The following is an 18,240-nucleotide window of genomic DNA, read 5'->3' as shown; positions in this document are numbered from 1 at the left end:
CCCACCCTTCTCCCCTGAACGGGCAAGCGCATCTGCGTCGCTGCCGCGGTCGGCAGTCCGGACCGACCGGTCCGCACCACGAAAGGGGACGACATCGTGCATGATCCCGCAGGCTTCCGATCCTCGGGACGCGAGAGATCCGTCCGGCCTCCGGACGCGACCCTGGCTGAAGCCCTCACGGGGAATCAGAGCGCAGCGGCAGTCAACAATTCCGTGACGGAACTCATGGATCGGCACTGGCAAGCGGTCCACACGTACGCCGCGTTGTGCACCACCTCCGCCTGCGACGCGGGAATCCTCACCGGTGTCGCTTTCATGCGGAAGTTCGGCAGTGCCAATCGCCGGTCCGGTCCGGTGTATGCCTGGCGTCCCGCGCTGCTGCAGTCCGTGAAGCGGATCGCGCTCGAGTGGGGGGCGACCGGCCGGGCCATGTCGACGCATCCGGGCCTGCGCACCGGGGGTCGTGATCCGCTGCTGGCGCCGGGGGCCCGTACACCGGCCGACCGCCGTCTCCTGGCTCGCTCGTACCACCAGCTCCCGGAGCCTGCCCAGTGCCTGCTGTGGCACACACAGGTGGAAGGCGAGGAGATCAGTGGCCCGGCCGCTCTCGTGGGTCTCGACGCGGAGAGCGCCCGTCACGAACGGGACCGGGCATTGCTGGCGTTGCGTGCGTCGTGCGTCCGGGCCCACCTCACGCTGGCCACCGAGGAACAGTGCCGCCGCTACAACCGGCTCATCGAAGCCGTCACCCGTGCGAGCCATCCCGTACATCTTCCGGACCTCCGCCGCCACACCCGTCAGTGCGCCCACTGCCGTCACGCACTGGACCAACTCCACGACTGGCCGCAGCGTCTCCCCTTGCTCCTCGCCGAGAGCGTGCTGGGCTGGCGAGCCGACGAGTACCTCTCGGCCCGCGGCGCCGGCACGAGCACCGGCACGGCTGAGCGGTCCGAGACCCGTCGTTCGTTCACCGGCGGCCCCACAGGGCGAAGGCGCGACCCTCGTCCGGGCAGCCGTTCCGTGCTGTTGTCCGTGGCCATGGTCGTGCTTCTGGCCGTGGCCGGCTCCACGGTCGCGGTGTACCTCACCAGCGCGACGGCGATCCGGGCGGGGAAGCCGGACCGCGGCGGTCTCCCGGCCGGGTCCACGCCGCCCGGTCCGGGAGAAGCGGGCGCAGATCGGCGACGGCAGGAGCCCCTGCCGCCGACCGCAGGCCCGTCCGCCCCTGCGGCACACGCCACCGCGGTTCGTGGGAGCGGTACCACGGCGCCGCCCGCCGCTGCGGAGGAGGCGTTCGGGGGTGTGACGGTGCCCGGCCGCGCTGTCCGGGGCGAGCGGAACGACAGCCCGCCGGGTCCGGGCAACTGTGCAGCCGGCGGGCGCAGTCGGCAGGCCGGGGACCAGGACGCAGCCGGGGACCGGTGCGACCGTCGACCGAAGGGCCGCGCGGGCCGCGGCCGCGAGGACGACCGGCCGGAGCGGTCGCAGGACGGTGACCGGCCCGCCCAGCGGGCTGAACAGGCCCGGTCCCGGCACCAGGACGAACCGCGGGGTCGCGACGGCACACGGGACCACGGCAGGAAGCCGTCCCGCTAGCAGCGGGTGGCGGCGGTCCTGCGTGTCGGCCGCCGCCACCGGCACCTGCCGGCGTGGACCGGCCGGGCTCTCGCGTCACGCCCTCGGATGCGCGGCGGGGCGACGCTCGACGAGGCGGCACCGAGGCCCAGCGCGCGCCCGCCGCGTCGGGGTCGGGTTCGGCCCCCCATCGGTGCGAGTGAGTCGAACGTCGTCTCCGTCGCGTCCCGCGTCACCCGGCACCGGCGCGGTCCCTGCCAGGTCGAGCACCGACTCGGCAGCGCCGGGGCACCGACTCGAAGGAGGCGACCGCGCTGATCGTGGACGACTGCCGTGCCCCGGGCCACCGGCACGAGCGACGTCTGCGTGCGCTGCCGCCCGTCCTGGTGGTCGAGGAGGACACCGGGGCCTGCGCGAGGCCGGAGGCGGCCACCGCCGGCGCGGCCCGCCGACCGGCCGGAACGCGGGCGCCGACGGGCCGGCTCCTTCGGCCAGTCGCAGGGCGGTGGGTCCGGAGCGCCCCGCCGTACCGGATCACCGGGCTCGGGCAGTCGCCCGCGGCCCCGGCAGGCCTGGGCGGCAGGGGCCCGGACCGGCCCTCACTCGACGAAGATGCAGAAGGGATGGCCGTCGGGATCGCGGTACACCCGGAAGGGTTCGTCGTCCCCGGGGCCGGGCTGCTCCCGGTCGGCCAGCAGGGTGCCGCCCAATGCGATGACCTGATCGTGCCGGCGCCGCAGTTCCCGCAGCGAGGGCACGGCCAGGTCCAGGTGCATCTGCTGCGGGACGGGGCCGTCCGGCCAGGTCGGTGGGCGCAGCTCCGGCACCTGCTGCACGGCGATCTGCGGTCCGCCGCCCGGATCGCGCAGAACCAGCCAGTCCCGGCCGCGCTCGTCGGGCCGCCCGGCGGGCGGCGGCTCGTCCCCGTCGCGGTAGACCAGGCCCAGCAGGGCCCGGTAGAACTCCGCGAGCCTGCGCGCGTCCTTGCTGTCGAGCACGGTCTGCACCAGCCGGATGCCGTTTCCCCTGTCCGTCACGGGATCCGGGTGCCCCGGCAGCCACCGGACACGCCGCCCCGCGCGGAACGGAACAGGCCGTCCCCCTCCGTGGTCGCGGGAGGGAGACGGCCCGGCCGGGGGTCAGCGCGTGCCGGTGACCCGGTGCTCCTTCAGGGCACCGCAGTTGGAGCCGTACACCTGCACGTAGGTGTTGGCGATGCTGCCGCCCCAGTCCACGCAGTGGCCCTTGCCGTAGACGTAGGTCGGACCGGCGAACGAGGTGAACAGGCCCTCGTCGTAGTGGCTCTCCTCCGTGTCCGGCACGAAGGCCCAGGCGGACATGGTGACGGCCTTGCCGGGGTTGTTGCGGATGGTCGCGACGCAGTTCTGCCCGTTGGCCGCGTTGTAGGTCAGGTAGACCGTCCCCAGCGAGCCGAGGGGCGCCGAGTTGACCGTCTTGTACCCGCTTCCGCAGACCTTCTGGGGTGTGGTGTCGGGTGCGGCGGAGGCCGGTGCCGCCAGGGCGGTCACGGAGCCCAGCGACAGGGCCGCCACGGCGGAGGCGGACAGGACGGAACGGGTGAATCTCATATTTCCCCCTTGCAACTCTTCGAGTGGTTGCTCCTGCCTGGTGTGACCCGCGGAGCACCCAAAGGGTTGTGCGCCATATTCCATACAGATTCGGGGAGTTGAGGCGGTGCGGGCTGAAGATCCGCTTCCGTGCCGCGAGCCGGGACCGCCGGTGACGCCGGCCGAGCTTGCCCGCCCGGCGCGCCGCCCACTCCCCGGCCGGCGACGGCACACGTGAGATCCCGGAGATCTGCGCAGGGGCGTCACACGGGCTGCACACCGCCCTTCCAAAGTCTCGTTAGCGTTACGGCTCGCTCCGGCGTGCGAACGTCACCAGGTCGCGGCCGGCGTGCCGCCGCAACAGCCAGATCGGGAAGACCCACACATGGACTACTGCTCGTCGTGCCGCAGGCACCTCAACGGCGCCCTGGTCTGCCCGGGGTGCGGCGCCTACGCCCCGGACATCGACCCCTGCGGCATCGACGGCCGGACCCCCGCGAGGAGCACCGTCCCGACCGCGTGGCGGACCGCCGCCGGGCCGCGGTACACGACCGACCGGGACCTGATGGCCCCGGGCCCGGGGGAGCCCGCCGGCCTCGACCCGGAGGCGGGGGAGAACCCCGCGCCCTCCGAAGCGCCCGGGGTCCCGGGGCCCGGCGCCATCGAGGGCTCGGTGGGCCGCCCGCAGGGCCGGGCCGCGCGTCGCCGGCAGATGGCCCGCTGGAAGAAGAACCAGCGGCGGGCCGTGGTGGCGACCGCCGTCGCCCTCGTCGGCGGCGGACTGACCGTCGCCGCCGTGAACGGCAACGCCACCCCCGGCGTGCAGGCGGCCACCACACCGGACAACAGCCCCATGGGCGGCACCGGGGCGCAGGCCCCGGACTCCACCGCACCGGCGGCGGACCGGTACGGCACCCCGCGGTCCGCGCCCGGCACGGCGCCGCAGTCCCCCCGCGCCTCGCGCCACCAGCAGACCAGGGCCGCCGACCCACGCACCACCCCCGCCGGCACGCGCACGGACGCGGCCACCGCCCCCCGCGAACTGCCGCTGACCACGCCCGGGCGCGCCGGGACGAGTGTCCCGGACACCACCGGCTCCGCCCAGGGTGACGCCGGGAACACCACTCCGGCCGCCACCGCGCCGGTCACGCCCCCCGCTGCCGGAACCGACACCCAGCAGCCCGGGTCCCCCGCCACGCCCCCGCCCGCGGCGGACCACACCGATCCCGCCGCACCTCCGGCCGACTCCGGCTCCGGCTCCGGCTCCGGCTCCGGCTCACGCTCCGACGAACTCTGCCTGCTCGTCATCTGCCTCGGCTGAGCAGAAAACCGCTCGCCCCCGGACGGTCGGGCTCCGTATCGTCGAGACCATGGCCGACGAGTGCTCAACGCCTGTGCACTGCACCGTGGTTGGTGTTCCGGCCACCGCTTGTCCCACCCACCCGGACCGGGACCCGCCCGACGCCTCACATCCCGCCGCGCAGACGGCCCGGCCGCCTCCGCGGCGGACGGGATCCGCCCTACAATCCTGGCGACCAAATCGGGGGGCGTCATCAGCGGGGGAGACCGCGTGGAAACCATCATCGTGCAGTTGCCCGGTCCCACCCGGTGGGGTGCGGACGAGACGGGCAGTCCGGAACTGATCCACCTCGGGCCGGGGGACATCGCCGACTTCGGCCGCGGCACGGCCGGCGTGCGCATCGTCCTGAAGGACCCCGGCATCTCCCGCCGCGCGGGCCAGCTGGAGGCGGCGGGCGACTACTGGCGGCTGTCCAACTTCAGCCGCAGCGTGTCCTACGTCGTGGAGAACCTGGAGGGGGCGGGCGAGTACCTGACCGTCGCTCCCGGCCGGCTCGGTGCGCCGGTGCCCTTCGAGTTCTCCCGCGTGGTGCTGCCCGCCCTGTCCGGCACCGCCACCTTCAAGGTGTTCGCACCCCAGCACGCCTACCTGGGCGAGCTGTCCGCCCCGGGCGGTGGCGAGCAGACCGTCCACCCCTTCGCCCTGGACCCCACCTCGAAGTACTTCCTCGTCCTGGTCGCCCTGTGCGAACCCCGGCTGCGCGACCCCTCCGACTCGACCCTGCCGGGAGTCGGGCAGATCGTGGAGCGGCTGCGGCCCCTGGAGTCCTGCCGGGACCTCACCCGCTCCGCGGTCAACTACCACATCGACTACCTGGCGTTCGCCAAACTCCGCCTGGAACCGGTGGAGGAGGCCGCGGCCGGACCCGACGGCGGCCGCACCGGCGCCAAACGCACCCGGCTCGCCTCCGTCGCCCTGCGCTTCGGGCTGGTGCGCGAGGAGCACCTCGGCCTGCTGCCGCCCCGCAGCGCGCGCCGCCCCGCCCCGCAGGAGGCCGGCGCATGAGCACGCCCGACGCCCCGGACGACGAACTGGAAGCTCCCCGGCCCCGGTTGCCCGAAGGCTTCCGGATCGGCAGCTGGGAGACGGGCCCGGTCATCGGCTCCGGCGGCTGGGGCACCGTGTACGAGGCGCGTGCGGTCGCCGACGGCACGCCCGTCGCCGTGAAGGTGCTCCCGACCGGCACCCTGGCACCCGGGCAGCGTGCCGCGCTCGGTGAACTCGTCGCCCGCGAGGTCCGCTTCAGCGCCGAGGCGGACCATCCGCACCTCGTGCGCACCCACGCCGTGTGCACCGTGGAGGCGCCCGGGACCCCCGAGCTCGACGGGGCGATCGCCCTGGTCATGGACCGGGCCGAGGCCAGCCTGAAGGACGTGCTGGACTCGGCCGCGACGGGCGCGCCGATCGACGACGCCCCGCGCGTCCTGCGCGGCGTGGCCGCCGGACTCGCCCACATGCACGACGCCGGATGGGTGCACGGCGACCTCAAACCCGCCAACGTCCTGCTGGGCCCCGGCGGCCGGGTGTGGCTCGCGGACTTCGGGCTCGCCACCGAACTGGACGGCACCCACGCCCACTTGCCGCCGCTCGGCACGCTCGACCACCTGCCGCCCGAGTGGTGGTCCCAGCGCACCGGCTCGGACGGCTCCGTCGTCCGGCCCACCGCCGACGTCTGGGCGTTCGGTGTCCTCGCCCACCAGGTCCTCACCGGCGGGCTGCACCCCTTCCCGGGTGCCACCGCCCGGGCCCGCTCGCTCGCCGCCCAGGCCTACGCCCGCGGCACCGCGTCGCTGCGCCTGGACGCCGGGCTCGACGAGGACATGCGCCGGCTGATCGCCGACTGCCTGGCACCCGACCACGCGGGGCGGCTGCCGCACACGGCGCGGAGCGTCGCCGCCCGGGTCGAGGAGATCACCGGCGTCCCGGACCGCCGCCGCGGACGTCTGGTGCCGGCCCTCGCGGGCGGGCTCGCCGTACTGGCCGCCGCGGCGGTCGCCGGGACACTGTGGCTCGGCGGAACCGGTGACGAGCGGGACGACGACGGCGCTCGGCGCACCCAGGCCGCCGCCACCGGCCCGCGCGGCGACGCGCCCGGCGAGATCCCGGAGACCTCCGACGTCCCGGCGTCGCTGCGCGACGTCATCACCCGCGCCGCGCACCGCTGCACGGACGAGGAGATCACCCCCGCCCTGCTGGCCGCGCTCGTCAAGGCGGAGAGCGGCTTCGACCCGAAGGCCTCCCGCCCGGCCGTCGACGAGTACGGCATCGCCATGTGGACGCCGTCGGTGTTCCGGGCCTGGGCGGTGGACGGTGACGGGGACGGCGACAAGGACCACATGTCGCCGCCGGACGCGATCAGCACCATGGCCGGATACGTGTGCTGGCTCGACCAGCGCTTCAAGGAGGCGGGACTGCCGAAGAAGGACCTCCCCGCCCTGGTGGCCGCCGGCTACCGCACCAGCGACCGCGCCGTCATCGAGGAGCGCGGCGTCCCCGAGCGGGTCCGGCCGCACGTCGACGAGGTGCTGCGCTACCACGCCGAGTACCTGCGCTGATCCCGGCGGGCGCCGCGGAGGGCCGGCGCACCGGGAAGCCCGGACGCGAGCGGTGGACCGGACCCGTCGGGCCCCGCCCACCGCTCGTCCCCCGTTCCGTCACGGCTACGGCCGACCGTACTCCGGGGACGTCCGGCAGCCGGTTGCCCGCCGGAGCCCGGCGGCCCCGCGCCGCTCACCTTAGGGACGCGGGCGGCGGGCCCGGTCCTGACGGATGTCAGGGCACCACCCCGGCACCGGCGACACAGCGGCGGACGGTGACGTACAGGCGGACGGTGACGTACCGGAGGGCGGCGGTGCGGCCGGCCGGACGCCGGTGCGGCCGCCGACCGCCCCGCGCTCCGGCCTCCGAGCCGCCCACGCCCGAGCCCCCGGCGTCCGACCCGCCGCCGTCCTCGCGCTCCACCTCGACCGACCTGACCGAGCCCGAGGGCGCCCGATGAGCAGCCCCAGCCCCGGATGCCGCAGGCCGCGCCCGCCTGGCAGCGGCGCCCGGCACGCCGTTCCCCGCCGGCCCGGCGGAACCCGGCTGCACCTCGCCGATCCCGGTCGTCCGCACACGCCTCGGGCTCCGGTTCGCCGTACGGCCGAAAACCGCTCGACGCTCCCGTCCGCCCCTGTCTACGATCCTCCGCGCGGCATCGCGTGCCGGTCACCGACCGGGTGAGGCATGGAGGCGCCGCGGAGATGCCCGTGGAGGCATTGACCGTGTCCGTCGAGTTCAACCACACCATCGTCCTCTCTCGTGACCGGGAGAGGTCCGCCCGTTTCCTGGCCCAGATTCTGGGGCTCCGCGTAGGCGCCCCCACCGGGGTGTTCCTGCCGGTGACCACCGCCAACGGCGTCACATTGGACTTCCTCACCATCGAGGCCGACATTCCCATGCAGCACTACGCGTTCCTCGTCTCCGAGGACGAGTTCGACGCGGCCCTCGGCCGTCTCGTCGAAGCCCGCGTCCCGATCCAGGCGGACCCGCACGGCGACCACCCCCGCCGCATCAACCGCAACGACGGCGGCCGGGGCGTCTACTTCCTCGACCCCGCCGGCCACGGCCTGGAGATCATCACGCGCCCGTACGGCACCGACCCGGACTCCCCGCTGAACGGCGTGACGGAGGACGTGCCCGGGGCCGTCTGAGCCGGGAAGGCGCCGGGGGCGGACGCGCGGACGCGTCCGCCCCCGGCGCGTGCGGGACCCGGTCCGTCCGGCCGTCAGCCCACCGGCTGCGAGGCGGTCTCCTCGAGGTCCGGCTTCCGGGGCAGCAGCAGCGGAGTGACGAGGAGCAGGCCACCGGCCAGGGCGATGGCCGGGCGCGGGCCCGTCGCCGCGGCCAGCACACCCCACAGCGCGGTCGCCGCGGCGGTGGTGGCCTTGCCGGTGGCCGACCAGGCCGCGAGGGTGCGGGTGACCCGGTCCGCGGGCGTGCGCTCCAGCCGGCAGGTGGCGAGGACCGGGTTGAACACGCCGCAGCACGCGATCAGCCCGAACTCGGTCACCATCACCAGGACCAGTCCCGGCGTACCCGGGCCGGTGAAGGCCAGCGCCGGCGACCAGCAGGCCCGCAGCACCCCCGCACCGCGCAGCACCCGGTCACGGCCGTACCGCGCGACGAGGCGGGGGACCGCGCGGGAGCCGAGCAGGCCCCCGGTGCAGGGCACGGCGAAGGCCAGGGCGTACTGCCAGGGGGCGAAGTGCAGCTCGTCGACCATCAGAACGAGCAGCGGGGGCGAGGCCGCCATGATCAGGGAGTTGGCCAGGACGGTGTGGAGGAACAGCGGGCGCAGTGCCGGGTCGGCCAGGATGTGCCGCCAGCCGTCGAGCAGGTCACCGGCCGTCGGCCGGCACGGCGGATCCGCCCGGGGGCCTTCGGCCGCGCCCGCTGCAGCCGGGCCGTCCGCCGTACCGCTCGCCACGGGGACTTCCGCCGTGCCGATCGCCCGGATGCCGAGCGCCGACAGCAGATAGCTCACCGCGTCGGCCACCACCGTCGTCACCGGGCCGAACAGGCCGATCGCCGCCCCGCCCAGCGGTGGTCCCAGCATGCTGGCGGTCCAGTTCGTCGCCTCGAACCGCCCGTGCGCGACCAGCAGGTGTTCGCGCGGCACCAGAGACTTCAGATACGCCCCGGCCGCGGCGCCGAACGTGATGTCGGACGCCGCGACGGCCACCGACACCAGCAGCAGCTGACCGAAGCCCAGCCGGCCCAGGACGAACGCCACCGGGACGCTCACCAGCACCGCGCACCGCACGAGGTCGGCCGCGATCATCACGGGCCGTTTGCGTCGCGCCTCCACCCAGGGACCGAGCGGCAGCGACACCAGCGCGCCGACCGCGGGACCCACCGCGGCCAGCAGCGACACCTGTGCCGCTCCCGCGTCCAGCGCCAGGACCGCGATCAGCGCGAACGCGTCGAACGCCAGCCAGGTACCGGCCGTGCTGACCGCGTACGCACCCCACAGCCACCCGAACTGCCGCCCCAGCGACGGCCCGCCCGCCATACCCGGCACCCACTCCCCGCTCCCGCGGACGACCCGGTGTCGACCCCGAGCCATCCAAGCGAGGAGGGCGCGCGGCGATCAAACAACCGCCACCGGCGCGGCCACAACCGGTCGTTGTGCCGCGGGCGGGCCCTGCGTGCCGCTGCTCAGCGCCGGTAGAGGCCCACCAGCGTTCCGTCCGCCAGGAGGTTCCTGCCCACCTCCTCGTGCACCTGTTCCGCGCGCGGCGCGTCGGGCAGGACGCACGGGCCGGACAGCGCGTAGAGCCGGAAGCGGTAGTGGTGGGCCTCGTCCCCGGGCGGCGGGTGCGGCCCGCCCCAGCCGGGCTGGCCGAAGCCGTTGACGAGTTCCGTCCCCCCGGGCGGGCAGTGCCCGGCCTCGACGCCGTCGCTGTGCGGGTCGCTGCCGACCACGACCCAGTGCGTGAACGTTCCCGAGGGCGCGTCGGGATCCTCGCAGAGCAGGACCAGTTCCGAGGCGTCGCCCGGTACGCCGCTCCAGACGAGCGGCGGAGAGACGTTCGGTCCCTCGTAGGAGTGCCGGCGCTCCAGGAACGAGTGGTCCTCGAACGCCTCGCTGCGCAGTTCCAAGCCGGTCATGCGGTCCGGGGTACCCCCGCCGGACGACCCGGACACGCCCGGGGGCCCTCCGCGCGCCGTCTCCTCAGGCGCTCACCCGCACCGCGCACGACCACCCGTACGGGTCCGGGCCGATCCGCAGCTCCTCCCAGGCCACCGCCGTCGGGACCCGGCCCGTGATCGGCACGTCCGCCACGTCGGTGACGGCGAGACGCACGTCCAGGCCGCCGTCGGCCTCGTCGGCCTCCACGTCGACGGGGATCTCGCCGTACTCCTCGAGCCGGTAGATGATCTCGTCCAGCAGGCCGGCGAGCAGGTCGTCGTCGCTGGCGCCGGGGAGGCGCACTCTGCTCGTGGCGGTGGGCCGCACCCCGGAGACGTCGGCGAAGGTCTCCACCATCGCCAGGACCGCCTCCGCCAGGCAGTGCTCCCGGCACGCCGCCCACGCCTCGATCCGGATGTCACCGGGATGCGGCACCGCGCGGTGCCCGCACTCGCCCGGCTGCCGCACGTGCCCGCCCTCGCTCGTGTCACCGCCCATGAACACCGCCTGCCCGACCCGCCCCGACCCATGCGGCACCGGGCCCGCGGGTACCTCAGACGGGTTCGTCGGCCAGGTAGGGCGGCGCCGGCTCGTACTGGAGGCAACGGCGCACCGCCCGGGCGTGGTCCCTGCCGTGCAGCCGGCCGACCAGCCACAACGCGCTGTCGATACCGGCCGAGACGCCCTGGCTGGTGATCAGGTTGCCGTCCACCACGTAGCGGACGTCCCGCACGACGGTCACCTCGCCACGGGCCTCGAGGGCGTCCTCGTGACCGTGGTGCGTGGCCACCCGGCGTCCTCGGGCGGGTCCGGCGGCGTGCAGCAGGAACGTGCCGGTGCACACCCCGTGCACCCACGCGACCCGGGCGGCCGTCCCGGCGATCCAGTCGGTCACCACCGGGTTGTTCACCTGCACCTCGCGCGCGCCCCGGCCGCCGGGCACGTGCAGGACGTCCAGCGGGGGATGGTCGTCGAGGGTGTGGTCGGGCAGCACGCGCAGTCCCTTGTTGCAGCGCACCGGGCCGGAGTGCTCGGCGACCAGGACGGCCCTGTCGGCGTCGCCGCGGAGCCTGGCGGAGACCGTGAAGACCTCCCAGGGACCGACGAAGTCCAGCTCTTCGGCGTCCTCGAAGACCAGCAGGCCGTAGGTGGTCATGCGGTTTCCCCTTCCCGGGGGTCGTGTCCGGCGCCCGCGGGGCGCGCGGTGGAACGGAATCTGGCGCGGTAGTCCGACGGCGCCACACCGAGCCGGCGGTGGAACGTGCGGCGCAACGTCTCCGCGGTGGTGAAGCCGTAACGCCGGGCGATGGCCTCGACCGGCTCGTCGCCCTCGGTGAGGGCACGCTGGGCCGCCTCGACGCGCACCCGCTCGACGTAGGCGGCGGGCGGCATCCCGAGTTCGGCGGTGAACCGCCGCTGCAGGTGACGGGGGCTCAGCCCGGCGTGCGCGGCGAGCCCCGCGACGTCGTGCCGGGCACCCGGTTCGGCGTGGATCGCGGTGACGGCGGCCCGCACCGGATCGGTCGCGGGCTGCCGGGACCACAGCGCCACGCTGAACTGGGACTGTCCGCCCGGGCGGCGCAGGAACAGCACCAGCTGCCGGGCCACCGCGTGGGCGACGTCCCGCCCCGCGTCGTCCTCCACCAGTGCCAGCGCGAGGTCCATCCCGGCGGTCACCCCGGCCGACGTCCACACCCGCCCGTCGCGGACGAAGATCGGGTCGCAGTCCACCCGCACCTGCGGATGCTCCCGGGCCAGTTGCTCCCCCCGCGCCCAGTGCGTGGTGACCCGCCGTCCGTCGGCCAGCCCCGCCGCCGCCAGCAGGAACACCCCGCTGCACACCGAGGCGACCCGCCGGGCACCCGCGGCGGCGGCCGCGACCCAGGCGACCAGGTCCCGGTCCTGACACGCACGGTCGACGCCCCGGCCGCCGACGACCACGAGGGTGTCCGCCCCGGCCGGGTCGAGGTCGGCCACGCCGTGGGCGGCGTGCACGAGCAGCCCGCTGACCGAGCCGACCGGGCCCGCACGGGGGGCCACGATGTCGCAGGCGTAGCCGCCCGCGTTGTGGAACACCTCGTGCGGACCGGTCAGGTCGAGGGGCTGGAAGCCGTCGAAGACGACGAAGACGATGCGGCGATCGGTCACCTCTCCACGCTCCACCGGCCCGGATCATGGCGTCAACGACACGCACCCCACGGATCGCGCCACGAGCTGCCTTCCGGGACCGATGCGGTGACGCGCCCCGCCGTCCCGGTTTGACCGTCCGTTCACCCGGCGATGGTGTGGGAATCAGCCAGGACGACCGACCATGAGTCGTCCCACGCCTGCACCTGGAGCATCCGGTGAACGTCTCGCTGTCCGTTTGGCTGCTGACCGTGGCGGCCCTGTGCCTGCTCGTCGGCGTCGACTTCCTCATCGGCCGCAAGCCGCACGACGTGTCCCTCAGGGAGGCCGGTACCTGGACGGTGGTGTGGATCGTCCTGGCCGTGCTCTTCGGGGCCGGCCTGTGGTACTTCGGCGGTGGCGGGCCCGCCGGCGAGTTCTTCGCCGGCTACCTCACCGAGAAGTCGCTCAGCGTGGACAACCTCTTCGTCTTCGTCCTGATCATGGCCAAGTTCGCCGTGCCCTCGCAGTACCAGCAGCGGGTGCTCATGGTCGGGGTGCTGACGGCCCTGGTGCTGCGTGGCGTGTTCATCGCGGCCGGAGCGGCGATCATCTCGGCCTTCTCCTGGGTCTTCTACCTGTTCGGCGCGTTCCTGATCTGGACGGCCTGGAAGCTGATCCAGGACGCCCGCAAGGAGGAGCACGAGGAGGAGTACCAGGAGAACAAGCTGCTGAAGCTGGCCGAGCGGCGCTTCGGCGTGGCCGACCGCTACCACGGCACCAAGCTGTTCATCACCGAGAACGGCAAGCGGGTCATGACGCCGATGCTCGTCGTGATGCTCGCGATCGGTTCGACGGACGTGCTGTTCGCCCTGGACTCCATCCCGGCGATCTACGGCCTGACGCAGGACCCGTACATCGTGTTCACCGCGAACGCGTTCGCCCTGATGGGCCTGCGCCAGCTGTACTTCCTCATCGGCGGCCTGCTCAAGAAGCTGGTCCACCTGTCCTACGGGCTGTCGGTGATCCTGGGCTTCATCGGAGTGAAGCTGTTCCTGCACGCCCTGCACGAGTCGGGCGTGCACGTGCCCGAGATCGGCATCCCGTTCTCGCTGGGCTTCATCGTGCTGGTCCTGGCCGTGACGACGTTCACCAGCCTGCGCGTCTCGAAGCGGCGGCGAACCGAGCAGGCGCCCGGCAAGGACGCGGGGCCCCGCTAGAGCTGCGTGCGGACCGTGCCGCGGACGCGGGGCCCGGCACCGTGCCGGCACTGCCGGTCCGAACGCCAGGCCCCAGCGCCCACCCCGCACCACGCCGGGTTCCCCGGGCCCGGCACGGCCGCCTTCCGTCAGATCACGCCGTCCGCGCGCAGGGCCGTGATCTCCTCGTCGGTGCGGCCCAGTTCGCCGAGGATCGCCGCCGTGTGCTCGCCCACCGCCGGCACCGGGCCCATGCGCGCGGACAGTCCCGCGAGGTCGGCGGGCGGGAGGAGCGCCTCCACGGTGGCGCCGCCGGGCACCCCGACCCCGGTCCAGCGGCCGCGGGCGGCCAGCACGGGGTGGTCCAGGAACGCGGCGACGTCGTTGACCCCGGCGCAGGCGATGCCGACGCGCTCCAGGTCCTTCAAAATCTCCTTCGACCCGGAGCGGGCGAAGCGCTCGGCGAGGACCGCGTCGAGCTCCCCACGGTGCGCGACGCGGTCGGAGGCGGTGGCGAAACGCGGGTCAGCGGCCAGCTCCGGCCGGCCGAGGAACTCCTCGCACAGCGCGGCCCACTCCCGCTCGTTCTGGACGGAGAACAGCACGTCCCCGCCGTCGGCGGCGGTGTACGTCCCGTACGGCGCGATCGTGGCGTGCTGCGTGCCCAGGCGCGGGGGCTGGCCGCCGCCGTACCGGGTGTAGTACGCGGGCTGTCCCATCCACTCCGCGAGCGCCTCGAACAGGGACACTCCACCGGGTGGGCCTCGCCGGTGGTGGCACGGGTGTAGAGGGCCGTGAGGACGCCGCTGTAGGCGTACATGCCGGCGGCGATATCGGCCACCGAGATGCCCGTCCGGGCGGTCCCCTCCGGGGTGCCCGTCAGCGACACCAGCCCGGTCTGGCACTGCACCAGCAGGTCGTACGCCTTGCGGTCGGCCCAGGGGCCGGTGGTGCCCCAGCCGGAGATCGTGCACGGGATCAGGCCGGGGCGCCGCCCGGTGACCGCCGCGGCGTCCAGACCGAGCCGGGCGGCGGCCCCGGGGGCGAGGTTCTGCACGAACACGTCGGCGCCGTCGAGGAGATCGTGCAGGACCTCCCGGCCGCGCGGGTCCTTCAGATCGAGGGTGAGGGACTCCTTGGAGCGGTTGAGCCACACGAAATAGCTGGAGTGGCCGTGCACCGTCGTGTCGTACCGGCGGGCGAAGTCTCCGCCGCCCGGCCGCTCCACCTTGATCACGCGCGCGCCGAGGTCGGCGAGCTGGCGGGTGGCGTAGGGCGCGGCCACGGCCTGCTCCAGGCTGACCACCGTGACCCCGCCGAGGGGGTGGCGCTGCACGCTCATGCCTGGGCTCCTCGACCTCGTAGTGACGCGCCGGACAGTCTGCCCCAGGCGGATCGCGCCGGCGCGGGCCGGGCGGTGCCGCCCAGGTGGGAGGGGGGCTACGGAACAGCCTTCTCCCCGGTGCCCGCCTCCGGCGCCGGTTCCGCGTCCCGGCCCAGTTCGGCGGCGAACTGCGCGCCGGTGAGCAGGGCGAGGTTGGACAGCCACAGCCACACCAGGAAGACGACGGCACCGGCCAGCGAGCCGTACAGCCTGCTGTACGTGCCGAGCGTGGAGGCGTAGACGGAGAAGCCCGCGGAGACGGTCAGCCAGAGCAGGGCGGCCAGGACCCCGCCCGGCAGACTGCGCCGGCGACGGCGGGCCTCGACCGGGCCGGTGTGGAAGACGACCACGACCAGCAGGGCGACCAGGCACAGCAGGACCGGCCAGCGCAGCAGGCTCCAGGCCCAGGCGGCGGTGGAGTCCAGCCCCAGCGCCCGGCCCAGGGCCTCCGCCAGCGGCCCGGTCAGCAGCAGCGTGAGGGTGCCGACCAGGAGCAGCCCGAGCAGCACCAGCGCGGTGAGCAGGATCCGGTGCGCCCTGCGCCAGGGCGAACGGTGGTCCGTCACCCGGTGCATGGCGTGCAGGGCGCGGCGGAACACCGCCAGATAGCTGGTCGCCGACCACAGCGCGCTGGCCGCGGCGACCGCCAGCAGCGACCAGGCGGTACCCCCCGTGCCCAGCGCCCGGCTCAGCACGGCGTGCAGTTCCGGCCCGGACTGGGCGGGCGCGTACGCGCTGACGTGCGAGACGAACTCGGCGGCCGTGCCGGGGCTGACCATGCCGAACGCCAGCACCGTCGCGGGCAGGCTGGGCAGCACCGCCAGGATGGCGTAGTACGTCAGCGCCGCCGCGTAGTCCGAGACGTCGTCGTTCCACAGCGACACCGGCGTGCGCCGCAGCGCCGGCCACCAGGCGGCTCGCAGGCGGAGCCGGGGCGGTTCGGCCGCCCGGGTCTCAGCGGCCATGGGACGTCCGGTGCGCGGGTCGGGAGCCCGGGCGCCCGCCCCGGCCGTGGGAGCCGTCCGGGCGGGCGGGGAACCTGCCGGGGGCACCTCCGTGCGGGCGCCCCCCGTCCGCGCGCAACCTGCTCATCCCGTGCCACCTCTCGACCCGTCACCGCCGGCACCGCTCCTGTCGGCGCTCGTGCCCCGGCGGCGCCGCTTCACGCGGCCCGGGACGCCGCCTCCCGGCCGCCGGGGAGTCTCCCGTCCGCCGTCCGAGGGCTTGCCCCGCAACCGCGGTGGCCGGAATCGTGTCTCTCAACGCGGCCGGGCCGCTCCGCCGGGGGGCGGGTGCTTCGCCGGCGCAGGGCCTCGGGGGGCTGGAATGACCACATGGGCGGTGCCCGGATACACCGAGTCGCTCGAACTCGGGTCGGGGGCGAGCGGACGGGTCGTGCTCGCCGTGCACGAGGGGACCGGCGTGCCGGTGGCCGTGAAGTACCTCAGCGAGTCCCTGCGCACCCGGCCCGGCTTCGTGCACGGCTTCCGGGCCGAGGCGAGACTGCTCGCCGGCCTGGACAGCCCGTACGTCGCCGGGCTGTACGAGTACGTGGAGAGCCCGGACGGCGCCGCCATCGTGATGGAACTGGTCGACGGCGTCTGCCTGCGGGCCCTGCTGAAGCGGCGGGGCCCGCTGGAGCCCGAGGCGGCGCTCGCCGTCCTCAAGGGGTCGCTGCTCGGCCTGGCCGACGCGCACCGCGTGGGCGTGGTCCACCGTGACTACAAGCCGGAGAACGTCCTGGTCGCGCCGGACGGGACCTCGACCCTCGTCGACTTCGGCATCGCGGTGGACGCCGGCACCAGCGCGGGTGTGGCGGGCACCCCCGCGTACATGTCCCCGGAGCAGTGGACGGGCGCGCCCGCCTCGCCCGCCGCCGACGTGTACGCGGCGACGGCCACCTTCTTCGAATGCCTGACGGGGCACGGACCGTACCCGGGCGGCAACCTCGCGGAACTCGCGCTGCAGCACGTCGACGCGCCCGTCCCCGCAGAGGAGGTCCCCGAGGCCGTGCGCGACCTGGTGCGCCGCGGTCTCGCCAAGGACCCGGCCCGGCGTCCTGCCGGGGCCGAGGCGTTCGTCGCGGAGCTCGAAGCCGCCGCGGGCAGCGCCTACGGCCGCGACTGGGAGGGGCGCGGCCGCGCACGGCTCGCCGCGCTGGTCGCCCTGCTGCCGCTGCTGCTGCCCTCGAACCGCGGCGCGCCCCGCACCACCGTCGACACCGCGCGCACGGTCCTGCACCGCGATCCGGGTCCCGGCCCGGACCGGGGCTGGCTGCCCGGCCGCACGGGACTGCTCGTCTCGGCCGCCGCCGTGCTCCTCGGCGCCCTGCTCACCCAAGGGCTGCCGTACGACCCGGGAGCCGCGGTCCAGGGGGCGGCGCAGGCCCTCGCGACCACCGGAGCCGGGCCCGGGGCGCAGCCCGGGAGCCCGCCCGCCCCGGCGGACTCGCCGCTGCCCCCGTCCGCCTCACCCGCCGTGTCCGGGTCCGTCCCGCCGGAACCCGGCGTCTCCGCCCCGGAGCCGGCGGCAACCGGTACGGACGCGTCCCCGTCCGCGACCGCCGCGACGGACCCGGGGACGACGAGCCCGCCGGACGCGCCGCCCACTACGGGCGCGCCGACGACCACCGCTCCCGCCTCGCCCACCGGTCCCACAGCGCCCGCCGCACCGGCCGTCGAGGACGTCACCGTGTCGGCCTTCCGGCAGACCGGCCCCACCACCGCCACGGCGACCGTCGGGATCACCACGGACGGCACCGGACCCGTCTCGATCACCGTCTCCTGGTCCACGGGCGACACGGCGGGGCAGCCGGGCACCGGGGACGGCGCGCCCCGGACGTTCGAGCGCAGCGGCGCCACGCAGTACACGCTCACCGTCGACCACACCTTCGGCGGCACGGGCTGCTACTGGGCGGTGCAGGCCACGACGTCCCCGGCCGCCGCAGGCGGCGGCGCCTCGAAGGAGCTGCTGACCAGGCGGTGCGACCTGCGATGACCGCCCGCGACGACGACCGCCCCGCCGCGTCCGCCGACCACGCCCGGACCGTGCCGCTGTCTCGCCCGGCCGGCGACGAGCACGCCGGGACCGTGCCGCTCGTCCGTCCGGCCGGTGCGGAGCTGCCCGGGACCGTGCCGCTCGTCCGTCCGGCCGATGCGGAGCTGCCCGGGACCGTGCCGCTGTCTCGCCCGGCCGGCGACGAGCACTCCGGGACCCTGCCGCTCGTCCGTCCGGCCGGTGCGGAGCTGCCCGGGGCCGTGCCGCTCGTCCGTCCGGCCGATGCGGAGCTGCCCGGGGCCGTGCCGCTGTCTCGCCCGGCCGGCGACGAGCACTCCGGGACCCTGCCGCTCGTCCGTCCGGCCGGTGCGGAGCTG

Annotated in this window: 16 protein-coding genes and 2 pseudogenes; 8 read left to right on the top strand and 10 right to left on the bottom strand. The window is 75.0% G+C overall.

The window, feature by feature from the left end:
* Positions 1-225 precede the first annotated feature (225 nt).
* The gene (locus tag Q5694_RS28715) at positions 226-1,596 is read left to right on the top strand and encodes a hypothetical protein (protein ID WP_333936336.1); all 1,371 of its coding nucleotides are present in this window, start codon (positions 226-228) and stop codon (positions 1,594-1,596) included.
* A gap of 578 nt (positions 1,597-2,174) precedes the next feature.
* Here the strand turns inward: Q5694_RS28715 and Q5694_RS28710 are convergent.
* Positions 2,175-2,612, bottom strand: coding sequence for a VOC family protein (locus tag Q5694_RS28710; RefSeq protein WP_333936335.1), 438 nt, complete (start codon positions 2,610-2,612; stop codon positions 2,175-2,177).
* Positions 2,613-2,714: 102 nt separating this feature from the next.
* Positions 2,715-3,164, bottom strand: coding sequence for a spore-associated protein (locus Q5694_RS28705; RefSeq protein ID WP_333936334.1), 450 nt, complete (start codon positions 3,162-3,164; stop codon positions 2,715-2,717).
* A gap of 364 nt (positions 3,165-3,528) precedes the next feature.
* Here Q5694_RS28705 and Q5694_RS28700 point away from each other — a divergent pair, with 364 nt between their 5' ends.
* The 3 genes from Q5694_RS28700 to Q5694_RS28690 all read left to right on the top strand — a co-directional run bounded on the left by Q5694_RS28700 (position 3,529) and on the right by Q5694_RS28690 (position 7,058).
* On the top strand, positions 3,529-4,464 hold the full coding sequence (locus Q5694_RS28700; protein WP_333936333.1) for an SCO2400 family protein: 936 nt from the start codon (positions 3,529-3,531) through the stop codon (positions 4,462-4,464).
* A gap of 249 nt (positions 4,465-4,713) precedes the next feature.
* A complete protein-coding gene (locus Q5694_RS28695) occupies positions 4,714-5,508 on the top strand; it encodes a serine/threonine protein kinase (protein ID WP_333936332.1) in 795 nt (264 codons plus the stop codon).
* Positions 5,505-7,058 carry a serine/threonine-protein kinase gene (locus tag Q5694_RS28690; protein WP_333936331.1) on the top strand — a complete coding sequence of 518 codons (1,554 nt, stop codon included), beginning with the start codon at positions 5,505-5,507 and terminating at the stop codon, positions 7,056-7,058. The genes Q5694_RS28695 and Q5694_RS28690 overlap by 4 nt, the downstream gene beginning before the upstream one ends.
* A 217-nt stretch (positions 7,059-7,275) precedes the next feature.
* Here Q5694_RS28690 and Q5694_RS28685 read toward each other — a convergent pair whose 3' ends face one another.
* Complete coding sequence (locus tag Q5694_RS28685; RefSeq protein ID WP_333936330.1) at positions 7,276-7,464, bottom strand: hypothetical protein; 189 nt, start codon at positions 7,462-7,464, stop codon at positions 7,276-7,278.
* Positions 7,465-7,766: 302 nt separating this feature from the next.
* Here Q5694_RS28685 and Q5694_RS28680 point away from each other — a divergent pair, with 302 nt between their 5' ends.
* A complete protein-coding gene (locus Q5694_RS28680; protein ID WP_333936414.1) occupies positions 7,767-8,195 on the top strand; it encodes a VOC family protein in 429 nt (142 codons plus the stop codon).
* A 74-nt stretch (positions 8,196-8,269) separates the two neighbouring features.
* Here the strand turns inward: Q5694_RS28680 and Q5694_RS28675 are convergent, their stop codons facing one another.
* The 5 genes from Q5694_RS28675 to Q5694_RS28655 all read right to left on the bottom strand — a co-directional run bounded on the left by Q5694_RS28675 (position 8,270) and on the right by Q5694_RS28655 (position 12,325).
* Entirely contained in the window at positions 8,270-9,556 is a 1,287-nt protein-coding gene (locus tag Q5694_RS28675; RefSeq protein WP_333936329.1) for an MFS transporter, read from the bottom strand.
* 146 nt (positions 9,557-9,702) lie between these two features.
* Entirely contained in the window at positions 9,703-10,155 is a 453-nt protein-coding gene (locus Q5694_RS28670) for a YbhB/YbcL family Raf kinase inhibitor-like protein (protein WP_333936328.1), read from the bottom strand.
* A 64-nt stretch (positions 10,156-10,219) separates the two neighbouring features.
* A complete protein-coding gene (locus Q5694_RS28665) occupies positions 10,220-10,675 on the bottom strand; it encodes an archease (protein ID WP_333936327.1) in 456 nt (151 codons plus the stop codon).
* 55 nt (positions 10,676-10,730) lie between these two features.
* Positions 10,731-11,333 (bottom strand): DJ-1/PfpI family protein, encoded by a 603-nt coding sequence (locus Q5694_RS28660; RefSeq protein ID WP_333936326.1) that lies wholly within the window; start codon positions 11,331-11,333, stop codon positions 10,731-10,733.
* A complete protein-coding gene (locus Q5694_RS28655; RefSeq protein ID WP_333936325.1) occupies positions 11,330-12,325 on the bottom strand; it encodes a GlxA family transcriptional regulator in 996 nt (331 codons plus the stop codon). The genes Q5694_RS28660 and Q5694_RS28655 overlap by 4 nt, the downstream gene beginning before the upstream one ends.
* A 197-nt stretch (positions 12,326-12,522) precedes the next feature.
* Here Q5694_RS28655 and Q5694_RS28650 point away from each other — a divergent pair, with 197 nt between their 5' ends.
* A complete protein-coding gene (locus Q5694_RS28650) occupies positions 12,523-13,503 on the top strand; it encodes a TerC family protein (protein ID WP_333936324.1) in 981 nt (326 codons plus the stop codon).
* A 128-nt stretch (positions 13,504-13,631) separates the two neighbouring features.
* On the opposite strand, the pseudogene Q5694_RS28645 reads toward Q5694_RS28650, so the two are convergent.
* Positions 13,632-14,824, bottom strand: a pseudogene (locus tag Q5694_RS28645) (CaiB/BaiF CoA transferase family protein).
* A gap of 98 nt (positions 14,825-14,922) precedes the next feature.
* Positions 14,923-15,831, bottom strand: a complete 909-nt coding sequence (locus tag Q5694_RS28640) for a YihY/virulence factor BrkB family protein (RefSeq protein ID WP_333936322.1) — start codon at positions 15,829-15,831, stop codon at positions 14,923-14,925.
* Between the two features lie 361 nt (positions 15,832-16,192).
* On the opposite strand from Q5694_RS28640, the gene Q5694_RS28635 reads away from it, so the two are divergent.
* Both Q5694_RS28635 and Q5694_RS28630 read left to right on the top strand, forming a co-directional pair.
* Complete coding sequence (locus Q5694_RS28635; RefSeq protein ID WP_333936321.1) at positions 16,193-17,863, top strand: serine/threonine-protein kinase; 1,671 nt, start codon at positions 16,193-16,195, stop codon at positions 17,861-17,863.
* A pseudogene (locus Q5694_RS28630) lies at positions 17,848-18,240 on the top strand (hypothetical protein); the annotation flags it as partial. The gene Q5694_RS28635 and the pseudogene Q5694_RS28630, both read left to right, overlap by 16 nt.

Origin of the sequence: Streptomyces sp. AHA2, assembly GCF_036857595.1 — a bacterium.
GTDB lineage: Bacteria > Actinomycetota > Actinomycetes > Streptomycetales > Streptomycetaceae > Streptomyces.
The sequence above is the reverse complement of the archived record's forward strand: the minus strand, read 5'-3'. Positions and strand labels throughout refer to the sequence as shown.

What these genes read in the sequence shown, in the direction of transcription:
- Q5694_RS28715 (WP_333936336.1), top strand. Translation starts at nt 226, where the DNA reads ATGGATCGGCACTGGCAAGCGGTCCACACGTACGCCGCGTTGTGCACC.
- Q5694_RS28705 (WP_333936334.1), bottom strand. Translation starts at nt 3,164, where the DNA reads ATGAGATTCACCCGTTCCGTCCTGTCCGCCTCCGCCGTGGCGGCCCTG.
- Q5694_RS28700 (WP_333936333.1), top strand. Translation starts at nt 3,529, where the DNA reads ATGGACTACTGCTCGTCGTGCCGCAGGCACCTCAACGGCGCCCTGGTC.
- Q5694_RS28690 (WP_333936331.1), top strand. Translation starts at nt 5,505, where the DNA reads ATGAGCACGCCCGACGCCCCGGACGACGAACTGGAAGCTCCCCGGCCC.
- Q5694_RS28675 (WP_333936329.1), bottom strand. Translation starts at nt 9,556, where the DNA reads ATGGCGGGCGGGCCGTCGCTGGGGCGGCAGTTCGGGTGGCTGTGGGGT.
- Q5694_RS28670 (WP_333936328.1), bottom strand. Translation starts at nt 10,155, where the DNA reads ATGACCGGCTTGGAACTGCGCAGCGAGGCGTTCGAGGACCACTCGTTC.
- Q5694_RS28665 (WP_333936327.1), bottom strand. Translation starts at nt 10,675, where the DNA reads ATGGGCGGTGACACGAGCGAGGGCGGGCACGTGCGGCAGCCGGGCGAG.
- Q5694_RS28660 (WP_333936326.1), bottom strand. Translation starts at nt 11,333, where the DNA reads ATGACCACCTACGGCCTGCTGGTCTTCGAGGACGCCGAAGAGCTGGAC.
- Q5694_RS28640 (WP_333936322.1), bottom strand. Translation starts at nt 15,831, where the DNA reads ATGGCCGCTGAGACCCGGGCGGCCGAACCGCCCCGGCTCCGCCTGCGA.
- Q5694_RS28635 (WP_333936321.1), top strand. Translation starts at nt 16,193, where the DNA reads ATGACCACATGGGCGGTGCCCGGATACACCGAGTCGCTCGAACTCGGG.